The sequence below is a fragment of the Thermodesulfobacteriota bacterium genome (assembly GCA_035325995.1).
Taxonomy (GTDB): Bacteria; Desulfobacterota_D; UBA1144; order Nemesobacterales; family UBA2774; genus JADLGH01.
This window is the reverse complement of the sequence record DAOKYU010000009.1, coordinates 76,207-94,134: the sequence shown is the minus strand read 5'-3', so window position 1 is coordinate 94,134 and position 17,928 is coordinate 76,207. Positions and strand designations below refer to the sequence as shown.

Below are 17,928 nucleotides of genomic sequence, written 5' to 3'. Positions count from 1 at the left end.
GCCTCCTGTTTACTTGTGAAAATTTCCCGACGAGATTTGCAGTATGTACATCAGCCACGAATCGGTTTTGAGGAGAATGGCCCTGAGCTGCTCATCGGTCAGTTCTGTTTCCAATTCGTGGACCCGGTTGAACAGCTCGATCAGCTTCACCAGTGCCCGGGTATCGTGCATCAGGAAGTCGGTCAGCGGATCGCTGTTCAGATCCCGGCAGACATAAAGTACCCTGGCTCGACGTGTAGGCTTGCCGTCATGTAGCAGATCCTTTTGATTGGACACACCCGGAATCCACGTGGCGACGAGATCATCGGGTGCCAAACGCCTGAGCAGATGGTTCCACAGCTCCCTGAGCGAGCTCAGAATGTGTCTTGCCCGGTCGGCATTGTTCCCATGCAGGGCATCTCGAGCGCCGATGTACGGGCGAGCGAGCCCCGGATCGACCTGCTGCAGAAGAGCGATGCAGCCCGATGTTTCCAGCTCTGCTTCGGCGACAAGCTGAATTTCCGTTTCGGCCTCGTCCTCATCGCGGTCATCCCAGGGGCGAAGGGTCTCGAGCGCGAAGCTGGTGGTGTAGATCTCACGGGTGGCCCCAGGTAAAACGAAGGCAGGCAGCCGCGTGATGTCCGAGATCTCCCGCAGTGACTCTGCCAAACTTCCATACGAGGCTGCCACATGGGCTATCGAGCTCTCCAGCCCCGCTATGACTGGTATCTCGATTTGAAAACGTCCCCTTATCGCCTCGAAATCGATGCCCGCCATGAGCCGTTCCGTGGCGGCAAGCCGCAAGGATGTATCACACAGAGCCAGCTTGGCGGAGGCTTGAAGCTGTGAAAGCTGCGAGAAGTCGTGCTGGATAGGTTTGATCGTATCAAGCCATGACTGATGCGCAGCCGAAAGACTCTCGGTAATACGACTTGTCGCGGTGGCCTGTTTTATTAAATCCTGCCAGTGTTGATTGGCACTGACGATCTCCTGTATCCGGGCCGCTGCTCCGGACAGTTCAAGGGCGCGACTGATTTCCAACTGCTGACGACGGATCGGTTCCAGCGTGCGCTCCATCTGCTCGATCACGCTCAGATAGGACGGCTTGGCCAGCCGGTTGATGGACTCCATGTCCTGATGGATCTTGGCGAGAGCAGATTTTGCAGTTTTTAAATTGTCTGGCATAGAATCACGACCCGTTGATTGCGTTTCCTGCTACAGGAGTTCATTCATCCTCTCCTGGAAATAGATTGGGTATCTCTCCATCACCGCTCTGGCCCCGTCCCGATCTTTTTTCAGCGCCTTCACGAGATCCTTCTTCTGGGTCGCTGCCAGGTTTAGGGATGCGGCAAGATCCTGAGCGATGACGCGGTCCGAAAAGCCAAGCTCGTAAAGGGCAATGGTGGTTTCGGTCGGCAGACCATATTTCAGGCGCTTTTGAAAAATCTGCAGACGATTGATCAGGTCTCCAGTGCCATCTTGGTCGAGGGTTTCGATGAATTCACACACAGCGCCTACAACGAGCGCTCCGTCATAAGCGAGCGTCCCTTCGCAGACGTCGACGACATGATCGATCTTGAACTCCCTTCGGCGGGTGCCCCATATCATCTTGGCTTTTCGCTTACGGATGATTTTGAGGAGATCGCTGAAGGGCTTTCCACTGATCCACCCATGTGCGATTTCTTTTAGCACCTCCGGCTTATCGAACTTGGTGAATACGCCACTGTTGATATGCCGGGTAAGCAATGGCCAGGCAAGATCGAGCGCGTCTGTTTCATCAACAATCGTAAGCAGACTGTCGGCGTTGGTTTGGACCCATCCCTCGATGGCTTGGGCATCTTGAATACCGTAAAGCGTCCGGCCATAGATTTTACGGCGAGCCGGATCTGTGATGTTTGCAGAGATGTTCCCAGCGAGAAGCTGAAACAACTCGCGGATATGCTCCTTTTTCTGATCATCAGCCAGGAAGAAAGCCAGCGTCCCTTCGGCCAGGCGGATCACATCAGCTTCCGAAAGACCATCTTCAGATTCATCCCAATGAGATAGCAGGAAGCTCTCGACTGCACAGATTAGGCTGATTCTCCAGGCGATTTGCCGCTCGACACCGTCTCGGGAGAAATTTTTGTCTCCATGTCGTGCGGCTATCCCCGCCGCCAGCTTGGCAATTTCATCAGGATCATCGATATAGGCCTTGGCAAAATCCAGTGCCTCCATGGTGATGGTGTATTTCTCGTCATCGCTCTTGATGGGATCGAAGATCGATAGAAGATTGCTGATGCATGGCTCAGAATTGCGCGGTTCCAAAAGCTCTTTCACCTGGTCCCAGCGCCATTTGTCGTTACGGGCCTTCCGCTTGTCAAAGATCACCGGATCGGCAAACAGGATGCTGCCTTCGGTATGCATCCCGGCTCGGCCCGCTCGGCCAATGAGGTTATGGAAATCTCGAACCTTGATGCGTTCCATGCCCTGGTAGACACTGGTCACGATGAGGTATCGAATCGGAAGGTTTACGCCCTGCGCCAAAGTCGAGGTACAAACCACGAATCGCACAAGGTCGTCACGCATGGCATGCTCCACCGCCAGCCGAATACCATGAGGCGTATTGCCATGATGGGAAAAAATGCCGTGCGCCGCGCTCTGGGACGCCGGAGCGTCAGCGCCGAGATTCTCGATATGCAGATGTGTTAGCCTCGCAACTTCCTGGGCGTCTGAAATATCTGACGGCAAGGCCAGCGGTGCACCTCGCTCGATAATATCGACGGCCTTTTCACAGACGCTGGCCGCTGTCGACTTCCGCCCGCAGAAAACAGCGATACTGCCATTCGGGACCAATTTCAGACCGAGGTAAAGTGCGATAGCCTGCCCGTCCGTTTTTTCAGGGAAAAAGCGATCCGTCCTTTCCCGCTTCTTCCTTCCGAGATTGAATCTTTCGATCACCCTCGGAACGAAAAACTCACCTTGTTCGGCGTCACGGCTGTCGACGTACTCGATCTTTCCCAACTGATCGAGCCAGCTCGCGAATCCGACCGACCTGAAAGTCGGAATCAGGGTTGTGCCTTCGACGACATTGGGTTCCCCGTTCAGCCATTCTCCAACAGCCTCGGCGTTGCTGATGACCGCTGAGATCAGGACCTTCTGGGTTCCTTCAGGAATCATGGAGCGCAGCGACGTCAGGAGCAGCTCGTATGTGATGCCTCGTGTGCCGCTGTCGAACTGGTGGCCTTCATCAAAAACCAGCAGGCCAACGTGGGCAGCCAGCTCCGGAGCGTGCCGAAGGACGTAGAGCAGCTTCTCGGGGGTTACGACCAGGATCTGCTGGTGCCCCAGAAGCTCGGCAATCTCGAAGTCGGTCTGTAGGGCATCGGATAATTCATCCACCTTGGTGGTTTCGTTGTGGAACGCCTCTACGAGGCTGTTCTTGATCTCATGGCACAGCGCCCGGAACGGGGCGATGATGATGGCCAGTGACACGCGGTCGGCCAGAAACGCACTTCGGAGGATCAGCTCCGTTGCCTTCGTTTTGCCAGCGCTGGTGGGCATTTGAACGATGGCAGACTCGCCTTTGAGAACATCCGCCTTGCCCAAAAGGTGTTGTGCAGGCCAAAGTTCCTTGATGAACGAATCCTTTTGCAGCGCATGGAGCCATTTGTCGCGAGGCAACCCGGAATATGACGGCAAAGCCTTCCAGGCGGAATTCTCCAGCTTTTTCCTCAGAACCGCCGCGATCATATCGCCAAACAGAAGCTGCCTGGGTGTGCCGAATTCATAGACGGCGTCCCTCAGCTTCGTGGCGAGATCGAGAAGATTTTCTTCGCCATTTCCATCCTCGAAAAACTGGAGAATCCATTTTGAAATCCCGTCGATGAATCCACCGAATGGTCCCTCCGTTTCATCAAAATAGGTTCGCAGATCAGCCTGCAGCAACCAGAGCAACAGGTCCTCCAAAGCATCGCCATCCAGATCCGGACAGTCACTATCGATGCGCTTCGCCAATACCGAAGCGCTCCCAGGCAGATCGCACAGGTAATAGGAAGCAGAGCCCAGAAGCACGAGGTAGGGATCAAGTGTCTCGTTCAGCTTTGACTGGAGGTAGGAGTCGAAAAAGCGGGCGGAAAATAGCAGATTGGTTTTCAGCTCTGCGAGAGAATCGGGATCTGGCTCCTCCCGGTTGATGGCGGCGGCGAGGTCACCAAGCAGGCCAATCGAGATGGTGAAGAGCTTGGCCGGATCTTGGGTGATCTTGATGTGATGCTCTTCAGGAACACCGTACTCGAGCATCTTGGCCTTTGACCGTGTGACGCCCAGCAGGAGTTGGGATTTCTGTTCAGGCCTCATCCGCAGCCCTCCTGTAGAGCTCGTGGACGAGTGCCATCATCTGATCCCCTTTGATGACCACTAACGCAAGCTCACCTGAATGCGGATGAGAGGAGGCATCGGTCGAGGATGTCAGGTGGCCGTCAAAAAGCGGATTCTCAAAGAGCGCGACAGCCCCATAAACTTCCTTGTATGGGTGATCTACTTCGTTTTGGAAACGCTCAATTTTTTCGGCATCATCGAGCTCATTCCGGCCATGCAGCCTTTGCTTGATGGCATTTAAGGACTCCGCCTTCCGTGCGATGTCTTTTGCCGAGCCATCTACCGCATCTTGAAGTCTCGCCTTGGCTTTCTTTCCTGAGAATTGCGCCTTCGCTTCAAAGATCGCCAGCCTATCCTTCGAAGAGGCTTTGCCATCCTTGACGATATGAAAGCCGATGATGTCACTGCCTTTTGTCGACTCGTTCCGGATGGTTTTGTCACCATAGCGAGTACGTGGAACCCAGTAGCCAAGCAGATATTCAAGAAAATCGGCAACCAGCACTTCTCCAAAGTCGCCAGCGCGGATACTTGGTCCTGGCGCATCTTTTGGGTCCGGGAACTTTATAGTGTTGAGATACTCTCCGCGAGAACACTTGTACCCTCTGCGCCAATAATCGATTTCGCTGTCAAAGCAGTAGTGATTCCGAAAATGCCTGGCCCAGGCCGAGAGCACTGCCGCGTCGTTCTTATGACGGAACTCCCAGACCTCGACTTCCTTGCCGTCGGCGGTCTTCAGTCGTTCGCCGGTGTCGACCAGCCATTTAGTGTGTTCCGAAGTCCAAGGCATTCACGTCCCATCCCTGATTTAGTTGCCCTTCAATTTCAACAGCTCATCGTCCAGTCCGTAGCGAACCACGTCGATCCGGTCGCTGCGTTGTGAAACAAAATCTCCTGTCAACACGGGGAGCTGGAATGGGAAGAATGCCGGGTTATTCAGGAGCAGCCCTAATGCGCCCTTGGCCTCTGGGGTGGCCAGGAGTGCGGATTCGAACATCAAGATGGCCAGGTTTGGCTCGGCAATGCTCATCGGAGCGGCTTTCTCATAGCAGCCTTTGGCCTCGGAATCCTTCAGGGCTCCCCAGGCGACGAAGGAGCGGATGACGAACCGGGCATAGCGGCTTACGGTTTGCCGGTCGCCGTACTGCTCCTTCAGGCGGTTGATGATCTGGGTCTGGGTCACCTGATCCTGCAAGGCCAACAGACGGCCGGTCTGGCGGGCCACGTTGAACCAGAAGGGATAGACCGCCGAGATCATCCCCCAGTGGACCGCCAGGGCCATGGACGGTTTTTCCCGCAGAAACGCCAGCGAGGCATCCCGGAACGGGATCAACTCGGGGTCAGGAGTGACCCAGATCTTCATCAGGTTGTTGACCACGAAGGTCCGGGTCTGATCGCTTCGCTCGCCCTCTGAGCCATTGCCTTTTCTGTCCACGAGGAACTCATGCAGCTCCTGACGGATGGTTTTGGCGTCGAGTCCCGCCAGCAGCAGATTGGCTGCTTTCTGCATCCACTCGAAACGAATCGCCTGCTTGATGCCAATGGCTTCGTGTCTTTTGCCCATCACCGTGTCCTCCTTTCAAACTTCACAAGGGGCACGATGACTTCTTCGATGGCTACACCGCCGTGACCTACGATGGCATCTCCCGGATTCACAAATGCGTCGCGGCCACCGGCCACCAGGGGGAAATAATCTGCGGGCAACCCGACCGGCTGCCACTCGTGGGCAAACGGAAAGGCCCCAGCAACCTGAGCGCGAAGTTCCGGTGTGGGATAGACACGAACCCGCTCGCCGCGAGTTTCGGCAATCACACCTTCAGATGGGCGGCCTTTACCTTCGCATTGGATGTTGCCGTGATCGGCCGTCAGCCAGACCTCATAGCCGTAATCCAGCAGTTGGCCGACCATCGCGGAAAGAAATCCTGCATGGCACCACTGCTTGATCTGGTTGTGCATCCCGGCCGAGCCGAGTTGCATGCCGTGCATGATCTTGTCCACCTTGTCCACGACCAACCCCACCACCTTGGTCTTCCCGGGGTGGATTGCGGAGTCGAGGACGCCCGCAGCATCGCCGTCGCCAAGACCTCGCTGGTAGGCGACGTCCAGCCAGGACAGGCCATGGCCTTCCCAGAACTGCTTCCAGAGTTTCTCTTCGCTGTTGGTCGAGTTGATGGATGACGGGAAATAGAGCGGCGGCTTGCCCGAGAAGATCGACTGCCGCGATACCGAGGTCAGCGTCGGAATCCAGGCGAAGGTCGCGGATTCGCGCATGACCAGATTGGCATCCTGCTTTTGCAGAAGCTGGCGAATGGTCACCCACTGGTCCAGGGCCAGGCCATCGACCACGATCAGCGCGGCACGGCTGCTACCGGAGTCCTCGATGTCCCTTGCCAGGCGGCGCGGTACATGGTGGAGCATGGCCGGATTGGTCGGCGGCAAGTTGATCAGACTGGAGTAGTGGTCCGCCAGCCAACCGGCGAAGGTCGAGTTCAGTGCATCGCCGATTTCCTTGAGCCGGGTCTGATGCTCGGTGCTGTTGCCGCAGTGAACCAGCGAAGAAAGTTCGGCCCATTTCAATGCAAAGGCGGTCCAGTCCGAGTAACGCGCTTCCGCAGTGGGCAGTTCCTTTTCGACAAGGTCAAACAGGCGGGAAATCCGCAACTCGTCATTGTCCGTGCCGGAGGTGGCGATACCGCTACGGACCCAGGACCCGGCATCCACTTCAATATCTGTGGCCTCGACTGGGGTGAGTTTCCCCTCCAGGAACAGGTTGTCGATGTAGACCTTGATGTCCTGATGGTCGAACGGCAGGCGGTCAGGGCCGGGATACTTGAGGCCGTATTCCGGCGAATCCTCCCGTACCTGATGAGCGCTGCCGAGCCTGGAAAGAAAGAGCGGCCAGCGTTCCTGCAAAAAGGCGAAGAAGGCCTCATCGTCCGGAACGATCTCGGAAAGCGGCCACGCCTTGAACCCATCATGGCCTTTCAGAACCTGGATGAGCCGCTCGGCCAGCATCAGCGGGATTTGGAGCTTGCCGTAGTGCAGACGGAGCAAGGCGCGAAGCAGCTCCACCTCGTTGGCGATCAGTTCCGCCGCAATGCCGAACACATGACGGAGAATGAAATCCTTGGTGGCGTTGTCGCCCATGCGATCCGGCGGCGACTTGCGCTGGGCCTCGAATAGCGCGTCCAGCAGGCTCCGGTCGAGCTTCTCAATGACCGGGTAGCTCAGATGGGGAAAGAGATCTCCCAGGTTGAACGACAGCTTCCGGCCCGCCTGGAGTAGATCGTATGGCAGGGACTCCAGCTCTGCATTCTGTAAGCGAAGGACCACCACCAGGTCTGTGTGCTCACCCCGATCCCAGATCGAGCGGTACTTGGACTCATAGGCGTATCTGAATTCGACCGGGTCACTGAACTCGATCAGGTCGAAGCCCCGCCCGCGTAATTCGAGCGCCAGCTTCTCCTCGGTCAACAAGCAATCCGGATCGGCGACCAGGGTCAGCTTGCTGACGTTCGGTACAAAGTCGTTCAGGATGGCGTCTCGCCAACTACTCATTGAGCGCCTCCCTTGATGATCCGCAGCATCAGCAGCGGCCGGATTTCCGGCACGATCTGCCGCGCCGATTGCAGTTCATGCCGCCACTCGGATTCGTCCGCATCGCAACGGGAGAGCCTGAATTGCCGCACCTCCGGCAATCCAACCCGCTCAATGGCCTTGCGGCGCGAGGCAAAGGAGACGATGCCGCGTTCCTCCTCGCGAGCCACAGAGGCGAGATGCGCCTGCTGCAGGGCGTCGAACAGCTCCTGTCCGGCTTGCTCTGCCGCTTCCTGCAACCGCTCATGGGCGATGATGGATTCGTCCTGGCCGAGGGTGGCCTGCACCTGGGTTTCCGCTGTCTGCAGCGCATCCCAGATATGCCGGGCCGTGGGCAGAAACAGTTTGCCTTCCTCGCTCAGGAACACACTGACATATCCCCGCCGCACCATGGGGATGCGCAGGAGTTGTGTCTTCTGGTGCATCCCGGCCTGAAGGCGGATTTCAAAGAGCCCCCAGAGCCCAGAGATGCTGGCTGGCAATCCGCTCACGCTTACGCAAGGCAATGGCTGGCCAGCCGCGATCTGCGGCAGGTTCAAGGCCAGCCCACGGACACGGCTGTTTTCAAGATTGAGCAGGGTTGCGTCGGTCAGACGATCCGCCTCCCGGGCGTTGAACACGGCCTTGCGATGTTCCTGGCCGTCCGGCCAATTCAGATCCCACCAGGAGCGCTTGCGGCTGGCCGCACCGCCGTGCGAGTTGAGGTAGCCCACCGTCATCCGCTCCACCCAATGGGGCAGCGGATGGGAACGCAGACGCTCAGCCGCCTGCACATCCGGTTCTTCTGAAATGCCATAGATGGCGGAGGCCTCGCGCACCTGCTGAATTTCTTCGCGAAGTCGAGCCACCGTGTGATCGACGGAGGTTTCGATACCGTCAGGATTAAGGATGGCCGAGGCGAACACATCCTCGAACAGCTCACCGGCTTGGGCGGAGTCGAGTACGTCGCCGGTCTTGTCGATACCGAACTCGTCGAAGATCACCGAGAGCTTCTGCTCCAGCACTTCGCGGACCCGGAACTCGACCGAATCCTCAAACACGAAATTGATTGCCCGCACCTTCTTGGGCTGCCCGATACGGTCCACACGGCCGATTCGCTGTTCCAGCCGCATCGGGTTCCAGGGGATGTCGTAGTTGATGATGACATGGGCAAACTGCAGGTTCAGACCCTCACCGCCCGCGTCGGTGGAAACCAGCACGCGGTGCGATTTGCGGAAGGCGTCCTGGGCCTGCTTGCGTTCCTCCATATCCATGGAGCCGTTCAGGGTGACGACCGATATGCCCCGGGCTTCCAGAAACTCCTTCAGCATCTGCTGGGTGGGCACGAACTCGGTGAAGATCAACACCTTCAGGTCCGGCTCGTTTTCCTCGGCTTGCAGCTCGTAGACCCACTCGATCAACGCCTCGGCCTTGGCGTCCGGTCCAGCCTGTTCACAGCGAACCGCCGCATCGAGCAGGGTCTCTACATGGCTGCCTTCGCTCTGCAGAGCCGACACATGAGACTTCAGCAGCTCATCGAGCAGCTCCTGGCCGTCCATGTCGTAGAGCTCGGCCATTTCATCGTCTGGGCTTTCCGATCCCCCCGTACCGTTTTCCAGCTCCGCCAGGCGCAGGCTGGCCTGCTGTTCGCCTTCCTTGAGTGCGGCAAGTCGCCGTTCCAGCGTAGTGCGGATCGCCCGGGTGCTGGAGACCACCAGACGCTGCATCAGGATCATCAGGAAGCCGATGTGGCGCTTCTTCTCGCGCAGGGCCTGGTTGTAGCCCTCGCGCACATAGTCGGTCACTGCCTCGTAGAGGAGTTGCTGCAGGTGATGACGGCTCTCCCAGGCCACCGGGGCCATCTGCGTGCGCCGGGGTTTGAAGAGCGGCTTGCCGTCGGCATCGATGGCCTTGCGCTTTTCGGTGCGGATGACATACGGGGCCACCCGCTCACGGGAGACGCTGTCCATATCCGGAAAGGCGTCGTCATCCAGCAGGTTCATCAGGCGATGAAAGGCGTCGGTCTTCCCCTGGTGGGGAGTCGCCGAAAGGAGCAGCACATAGGGCGCGGCTTCCGCCAGGCCCTTGCCGAGTTTGTAGCGGGCGACCTGATCGGTGCTGCCGCCCAGGCGGTGCGCTTCGTCCACCACCACCAGATCCCAACCGGCGGTAATCAGATCCTCGAACCGGCTGCGGTTGTATTCGGCAACGCGCTCGGCGGTCCAACCGCGCCGCTTGTCCATGGGCTTGACCGAATCCAGGGAAACGATGACCTGATCGAACATCGACCAGGCTGAGTTCCGCTGGTCAGCCCCTGGAGCCAGACGCTGCAAGGTGCCGATGTCGTCGCCCAGCACAAGCTGGAACTGCTCGTTGAAATGGGTCTGCATTTCCGCAACCCACTGGGTAGCGATACCTTTGGGAGAGACGACCAGGATTCGCCGAACCAGCCCGCGCAGTTTTAGCTCGCGCATGACCAGACCGGCCTCGATGGTCTTACCGAGACCCACCTCGTCGGCCAGCAGGTAGCGCACGCGGTCGCCGGAGATGGCACGGGACAAGGCGTGGATCTGGTGCGGCAGCGGAATGACGTTGGACTCCATGGGAGCCAGCAGCACATGACCGTCGGTGGCGCTGGTGGAGCCTTCAAGCACCTCGGCTACCTTGGCTGCGGCGGCCACATAGGCAATGCGTCCGGCCTCGATCTCCGGCTGCAGGTCGGCACTCAGCGGCCGCAAAGCGGAGCGGGGCACGCGCACCACCGCGTCCTGGTTCGGCAACCAGACACGGCACACCGTCTGCCCCCACAAGATCTGTTCCTCGATGACCTTGCAGGCGCTGTTATGAACGGTGCTATATTGCCAAAGCGATTGATTCATCAAACGACCCTATTTGCGATCTCGGTAAACCAACCTTTGATCTCGTCATAGCCGTTTCGCTCTTTCAAGCGATCTATGTTCATTCGACTTGCCGCGTCTTCGTTAAGCCAATGTTTAATCGAACGCCTCTGAATCTTTCCTTGACCGTTCAGCAGTGTTTTTATCTCGGTTTCAACATCGCAGTCGTCTGAAAGCGCAAAAGTGAAGTTGAAGCCAACAACAGGCTGCAACGCTTCACTAATTGCATCAATGTGGAGGTAATTCTCCATCTCCCGCTTTGCGGTCAGGAACCCAATAGATCCGTCACCTCTTGCGTTTACCGCATCTTTATCGTCCTGATATTTGTACTTCCCATTTTTCAGCTCATCACGGTCGTAAATGTGGACCTCTGGAAGTCCTACATTTTTCAAGTAATGCTGATTTACCCATTCCTTCAAAGTGCTTCCACCCAAGACGACCAGAGCGACTCTTGGGTCGACAAACATATCAATGACGGAGTCGTCCTCCGCCCGGAGCAAGCTACTGATCCGTCTTAAAAATTGAAGGTCATGCGGACCTTCTACACACACCAAAACCTTTGCGCGCTTGTCAGGTATGATTCCCAGGTCAGCGACAACGGTCTTGATTACATCATCGTCTGCGATACAGACATCTCTGCCATTTAGGTCGTGAGAACATACATATCGAATTGAATTGATTGGAAGTAGTGACGCCAATGCCGGGACGTGCGTGGTAAGCATAACTTGGCAGCCATCCGCCTCGGCGATAGCCTGCAATGCTTCGATTACTTTTCGCTGGTTGTCTGGATGCTGCGCAGTCTCCGGCTCTTCCACTGCGTAAATAATATTCCCTTTTTTATGCTCTTCTCGAAGCCGTTCAGCTTCAGCGCGGAAAAAGCTGAATAGAACCAATCTCCGGACACCGCTGCCCCTCTTATTGATTGGTATTTCATCGTCTCCAGTTAGAGAGAGTTTGAAAAGGCCGTCCCATTTTGGATCAGATTTGAAATTCGGGTTGAGCTGCGATGAAAGCGTACTATCAAAATCAGCAAGCTTCGTGATGGTACGATTGGCCACATCAAGCGTGCGTGCTTTAACCTTTTCCTTCACCGCGTCCAGTTCAGCTTGTACTTCTTCGATTGCCTGTTTTATGGCGACCTTTAGTGGGTCCTGGACTTCTGAGTCTTCGTCTGTTGACGGGCGGTCTGCTCGGAAAAGGGCGTATTCGGGCAGGTATTTGGAGAGCTGTTCCCAGATGGCTTTGGCATCTTCCTTATCCAGTTGGATTTCGGAATGGCCCAATTTCAAATCGTCTGCACTTCCCCAAATGGCCCTTCTAAGGGCTGCATTAGAACGTTTATCGACTCCGGCATCGATATTCGCGGCTTCGCCCGCTTTTTTCAATTCAGCGTTCTTTTTTGATAACAAGCCATCGAAGCCATTTGCCGTTGGATGGTTGGCAATTGCAAATACTTTTGGCTTCTTTAGCGTTCCGTCCGAAAATTCGTAGACTTTATGGATCTCAAGCGCACCACCGACATTCAGCAGATATTCGTCTGCAAGCGTTGTGACCGAAGATGCGTCAATTGTGATCGAATCAGGAAAATCCGAAAAAACGCAGCCGATTCTTAATTCGCCGTTGGCCCCGGCGTGAACACAGATATCTGAAGCGTCGATTTTTCCCAATGGATGATCAAAAAAGACGGCCAAAGCATCAAAGATGGAGGACTTCCCAGCATCATTTTTCCCGATAAACGCTGTTAGCTGGTCGATGGGGATTCGGTGTTCGTTTTTGTATCCTCGAAAATTTTTTAGAATGACTTCCCTGAGAAACATTATTCCCCTCCAATCCACGCTAAGCAATTACAAGCACCCATGTCGGACAAGTTTATGTCGATTATTGGTGAGGTTTTGAATGTAACGCGCCTCATAGTCAGCTCGCTCCATTGATTCTTGTGTCGATGAGCTGCTTCAGGGCAACAAAGTCGGCGGGTTGTATGCTGGGATCTTTTTGAAGTAGATCCTTTACGACTTCATTGATTTTCTCTCGACCCGTAACGGACGTCCCATCAGTTGCCTGCACTTGAAAGCAGCCCGAATTGATGACTTGAGCAAGAACCTTCTTGCCCTGGACCATATGAAGCCAATCGCCAACCCCGAAAGCGAGTTGCTCTTGCCCGCCCGTCATGATTCCAAGGTATTCGTGGAAACGACGTTCCACCTCATCGGCAGAGACTTTTTGATCCACATTCGTGCGATGCTGATCGAATTCATTGGCGCTTTTCAGCCTCTGCAGGGCTGTTTCCCTACTTGAAAATTCTGCAGGGTTGGAGAACTTCTGAATCCAGTTCCGCTTGAGCTCTTCACGAATTGACGTCACTACATGGTTAGCCGCATCGAGAAATAATCGCTCATTGGCGCACTGCAGAACCTTCCGTTCCAACTCGTCCTGGCTGACACGACAAAACTTCGATTGGAACAGGTACTCCGGCTCCAAGAAGTAGTTCTCAATCTCACGACGACGCCAAACCAAGAGATTGTGTGTTGCGGGGTCAGGAAAGTTTCCCCAGCAACGATCTATGAAGTCATTATCGTGATGATCTCGGTCGATCAAAAAATAGTAGGTTGGGTGGTAGCTGAAGAGAGCTTCCGCAACACTTCTTACGGAAAACGATGGTCCAAGAGTCTCAATTTTTATGCTCCGGTCAAACAGTTCACCCAAAACATTAGGATCGACCGAGTTCCTGTCCTTTCCTTCGACAAAAAGCACATGCTGACTTTGGAGCCGAACCTCTTCCGCACGAATGCCTGTTTTTACGCTGATCATTTATCCCCCTCCTGGTTGTTCAGAAGGAGAACGCGGCGATCCTCACCGACCGAATCCATAACATCTTCGGAATGAGTCGCCATGACGTACTGGTTTTGCGGTGCCAGGCTCACGAGATTTTTAACGAAGCTGCGATGCCATTGTGCATTAAGATGAAGCTCTGGTTCGTCGATGAACACCACAGAGGGGTTGTTTTTGGTGTGATACCAAATAAGGAAAAGCGTGGAGATAATCTCCTTCTGGCCGGAACTCAAGCCATCAAAAGTAAAAGACTCATCTCCATTTATAGGCTTAACTCGGAAATCAACGGTATTGTCCGACGAAGGCCGTAGCTTGCTGATCGTGCCACCCGCATAAAACCGCACAAGCTCGTTGAGTTTTTCGATGGTCTCGTCTGGCTCCTGGTCCTCCACAAACTCGAACAGGTTGGCCTTGCCCATCAGGGAACGCAGTATCCTTAACTTGAAGGCGCTCATCGGAAATTCATAGCGCGGGAACGGCGGGCGTCTCGGTGATCGTCCTCGATCAACCATCATCCCAAGCTCCGGATTTCCTTCTTGAACCTTCCGATAGCTGTGGAACAACAGAAATGTATTTTCTACAACGGGATTTGGCGTGAACCCACAAATCGCCTTGATGAAATCGTCTGTTTCGCTTTCGGGGTCGAACAGCTCGTTCTCGAGCACCTTTTCGCGGAGCGATTCGCCGGATATTTTCACGACTCCGTGGCGATCTATCCTGATTTGAACGGCTATTGATTCATCACCAATAACGATGTCGCCGCCAATCTCGGCAAAATGAGACCCAGCCTTAATGAGCAAGTCAGGAACGTCGACAATCGAGTACCGGTCCCGCAGCTTGAATCGCTCTTCCCTCAAAGTGAGCGCGAGCAACAACAATGAGCAGCATTCAATAATCGACGTCTTGCCCAAGCCGTTTCTGCTGCCCATGACAAGAATATCCGGATCGTCGGGCATTCTGGGCGTCGGGAAATCCATCTCAAGCTCGTCGATTCCCTTGTAATTGCGTATTGTTATCCGCCTGATCTTAATAGGTATATCGCGGCCTTTTTTCATAACAGCCTCCCTTCATTACCATCGCCCATTCTTGTTACCGCCTGGTCGTACCACATGAGCAGCTTGGGATCTTCTTCCAGGACGTTGTTGGGAATTTTGTCGGCCACGGCGACGATGACGGCGTAGTCGCGTTCCTGCCAGGCTTTCTTGAATCCGGCGCGGACAGCTTCCAGGCGGAAGACCTTGAGCTTCTTCTTGACCTCTTTGTATTCCTCGAACTCCTTGAGCAGCGCCTTCTCGCGCAGCTTCTCCAGGTCGCCCGCCTTGTTGGGGTCGGGCACGTACCAACGGTCACGAGCCTTGGCGACCAGGGTCGGATCATCCTTCGGCAGGTTACGCAGCTCTTTCCAGTTGGTGGAGAGGTAGGCGTGGATCTGCTCGGGCACGGGGCCTTTGCCGTCGTAGCGCAGAAAGTTTTGTTCGAGTAAAAGCGATAATTCCAACGGTTGCTCGTTTTTGTTCCAACCATTAATTTCGCGCATAAACAGGGGGTGTAGTTCCTGGAATGTCTGCGGCTTGCTTTTTAGAGAGTTTCGTAGCCACTGTATTGCAGATGCTTCATCAGATACGAACAGCGAGATTTGAATCAGTTCTTTGCACAGCATCCGCTTTCTATCATATTCAGCAACCTGGTCTGCGAGGAAGAACATTCCATCACGCTCAGCAAATCGCTGCGCAAGCCCAAGGTAAAACTCAGAAGAAGAGATTGGGACAGGTACACCTCGTTGGACGTGAAAGGCGACCATTCGGTCAAACAAGAGGTAATTTTGACGTTCAACAATTGCTTCCGCTCTTCCGCCTTTGTAGGAAAAAACTGGAAGTTGCTTTAAGTGTGTCCGAACAAAATCCCATACACCACTTTCTGTGCCAGCTTCGCTCTTAAATCGATTTTCAAGACCACCATTTGGCTTATATGCAGAAATGACCAAATCCTGTTTGACGGCGCTTGCGCTGCTTACCTGCTGAAAAGAACCTTGTTTTTTATCAAGGGTCCTTACATCAGCAACAACAAATCCTGCATGCTGCAAAGCTTCTTGTATAGTATTCCAGACGCTATTTTTTGAGTTGTGAAACTCAACCGTCATCCATCGTCCAGGTTTAAGGATTCGATAATACTCCTTGAAGCAATCGGTCATTAGTTTCTGGTAGTCAATTAGTGACTTACCTCGAACTCGGTCGACAATAGCTTCAGGCTTTTCGTTAGTCTTAACTTTATGCCAAGACTCTATGAGTATGTTCAGGTCTGAATAGTAGATGTTTTCGCCAAAAGGTGGGTCCGTGAAGATGTAATCAATGCATGCATCTGGCACTGGCAAAGCGCCGCAATCCCCATTGTTGATTAAAGTTGAATGAGACTGCTCAAATTCAGTAAAAGCCTTCGGCAATCGAGTCGATTTTCCGTTCAGTACATACCAAGGACTTGGTTCTGCGTTTTGAGATGGGACATAAAAAACTCCAGCTAGATACTGATTGACTTGTGAGTATCCAGACGGACGATATCTATTTAAGACAGATGCAGTCCATATTGCTTGCTCGACAAAAAACAGCATCATGTTTTTCATTCGATGCGTAGGTGACTCTAACGCAATTTTCCACATTTCGCCCAAAGCATGCGAGGCTCTTTTGTTAAAGAAATGGTGGATATGTGTAATTTTCGCTGGTTGCATTCTTCCCACACGAGTCATCTGCATCGGTGGGAGTTCCATTGTTGGGACGTTTGGATGTCGGTCGATGGAGTTAATCTTCGCAATAATCTCCAGGTCCAAGCTATCTGGTTTTTTGTCGTATTTGTTTTTTCCAATGCTGTAGTTTATTAAGACAGGTACTCGCTTAGGCGCTTGAATAGTTTCATTTAAGGCAGCATCAAAAACAGATTCGTAGAGTAGCTGCAGACTGTTTTTTGAGCACTCAGCCGCGCAAGAGGGACATGGAAAAACATCTCTGACCTTCTTTTCATCATGGTCAAATGCTTCATCCACAAAAACGATGTCAGAACCACATTGATGACACGCAAAAACCTCGCTCCATACAGTAAAGTTAATTATGCCTTTGGTCTTCCCATCACTATGGAGGGTTTCGTACATCCAGCCTATTCTTTTCCGCAGTGTTTTCAGGAGACTGGAAGATTCTTTTTTGAAGATTCCTGTGTCGAAAGGGATCGTGTAATTTGAGGCAACAAATGCTGCAACTGTAGATAAATCGTTCAAGATGCTATAACGAAGCCCTATCTTTGAGAATGGCGAGCTAATTTGTTTCCCGTTTTCATCTTCCTCTGTTTTAAACACGATGCCATCAGCACCAATTCTGTATCCCAGGCTTGCTACTGCATTTTTATCTGAACAAAGTTGAGCAGCAACGCCAGCCATACCAGTTCCAGCAAAGCCATCAAAAACGATATCTCCTGGTTGGGTGTAGTGGAGGATGTAACGCATGATGGCTTTATGAGGCACCTTTGTGTGATATGCATGTGCCTGATAAATTGGATCGGTTTTTCCTTCGCTCACGTCGGTCGCAAAAGGCTCACGGTGGTAGTGATTGCCTTCGGGCTGTTCCGGCTTCTGCGCCTCCCACTCGGTGATGAAGTCGGCGATCCACGGATTCGGACAGGCGGTGTAATACGGCGGATCGCTCAGGTTCAGGATGTCCTCATCGCTGCCGATGGGAAAGCCTTCGATCTTGCGGAACTCCGGGTCCTGCAGCTTCTTACGCAGCTCCTCGGTAAAGTGGGCGCGGCGGGTTTCGTCGTTCTCGAATGTCATGCCTAAGCAGGTCACGGGTCCCGAGTCGCGGGTCGCGGGTCCTTCTGTCGGAAACAGCGTTGGCTGGTCTTGATGTCTGCTCATTTGTTAATCCCTTTGCTCAGATATTTCATGAAACCGCCAATGAGGTTTCCTGTTTCTGTGGCTGATTTGTAAAGCGAGTCGAAAGCAGTCTGGTCAATCAGCCCGGCATCGAGAGCCACATAAAGCTGCGCTTTGACTTCACCGGCAGAGCCTTTTGCGATGGCAAGGAATCGCCGGAATTCAACATCACCACCACGCTCAAATCCTTCGGCAATGTTGGACATCACCGAAACGGCTGCTCTTTGAATCTGGTCACGCAGTCCGAAATCACGAGCGAACTTTCCTTCCGATGTAACGGCATACACGGCTTTGGCGAGCTGTCTTGCCCGCTGCCATGCTTCGATATCCTCGAACTTTTCAATCCTTGCCATCTTCAATCCTTCGACTCGTGACTCA

General features: G+C 54.0%; 11 protein-coding genes. All 11 read right to left on the bottom strand.

Annotation, left to right across the window (positions count from 1 at the left end; translation table 11 throughout):
* Window positions 1–9: 9 nt before the first annotated feature.
* Window positions 10–1,164 carry a hypothetical protein gene (locus PKC29_12220; protein HML96182.1) on the bottom strand — a complete coding sequence of 385 codons (1,155 nt, stop codon included), beginning with the start codon at window positions 1,162–1,164 and terminating at the stop codon, window positions 10–12.
* Window positions 1,165–1,194: 30 nt separating this feature from the next.
* A complete protein-coding gene (locus PKC29_12215; GenBank protein HML96181.1) occupies window positions 1,195–4,314 on the bottom strand; it encodes a DEAD/DEAH box helicase in 3,120 nt (1,039 codons plus the stop codon).
* Window positions 4,304–5,122: an SAVED domain-containing protein gene (locus PKC29_12210; GenBank protein ID HML96180.1), complete on the bottom strand. Its 819-nt coding sequence runs from the start codon at window positions 5,120–5,122 to the stop codon at window positions 4,304–4,306. The genes PKC29_12215 and PKC29_12210 overlap by 11 nt, the downstream gene beginning before the upstream one ends.
* Before the next feature lie 18 nt (window positions 5,123–5,140).
* Window positions 5,141–5,896, bottom strand: coding sequence for a hypothetical protein (locus tag PKC29_12205; GenBank protein HML96179.1), 756 nt, complete (start codon window positions 5,894–5,896; stop codon window positions 5,141–5,143).
* The gene (gene pglZ / locus PKC29_12200; protein HML96178.1) at window positions 5,896–7,890 is read right to left on the bottom strand and encodes a BREX-3 system phosphatase PglZ; all 1,995 of its coding nucleotides are present in this window, start codon (window positions 7,888–7,890) and stop codon (window positions 5,896–5,898) included. The genes PKC29_12205 and pglZ overlap by 1 nt, the downstream gene beginning before the upstream one ends.
* Window positions 7,887–10,787, bottom strand: coding sequence for a helicase-related protein (locus PKC29_12195; protein HML96177.1), 2,901 nt, complete (start codon window positions 10,785–10,787; stop codon window positions 7,887–7,889). Before PKC29_12195 ends, pglZ begins: the two co-directional genes overlap by 4 nt.
* Entirely contained in the window at window positions 10,787–12,622 is a 1,836-nt protein-coding gene (locus PKC29_12190; GenBank protein ID HML96176.1) for an ATP-binding protein, read from the bottom strand. Before PKC29_12190 ends, PKC29_12195 begins: the two co-directional genes overlap by 1 nt.
* Window positions 12,623–12,719: 97 nt before the next feature.
* Entirely contained in the window at window positions 12,720–13,613 is an 894-nt protein-coding gene (locus tag PKC29_12185) for a hypothetical protein (GenBank protein HML96175.1), read from the bottom strand.
* Window positions 13,610–14,689: an AAA family ATPase gene (locus PKC29_12180; protein HML96174.1), complete on the bottom strand. Its 1,080-nt coding sequence runs from the start codon at window positions 14,687–14,689 to the stop codon at window positions 13,610–13,612. The genes PKC29_12185 and PKC29_12180 overlap by 4 nt, the downstream gene beginning before the upstream one ends.
* Window positions 14,686–17,532, bottom strand: coding sequence for a DNA methyltransferase (locus tag PKC29_12175; GenBank protein ID HML96173.1), 2,847 nt, complete (start codon window positions 17,530–17,532; stop codon window positions 14,686–14,688). Before PKC29_12175 ends, PKC29_12180 begins: the two co-directional genes overlap by 4 nt.
* The gene (locus PKC29_12170) at window positions 17,529–17,903 is read right to left on the bottom strand and encodes a four helix bundle protein (GenBank protein ID HML96172.1); all 375 of its coding nucleotides are present in this window, start codon (window positions 17,901–17,903) and stop codon (window positions 17,529–17,531) included. Before PKC29_12170 ends, PKC29_12175 begins: the two co-directional genes overlap by 4 nt.
* Window positions 17,904–17,928: the final 25 nt, after the last annotated feature.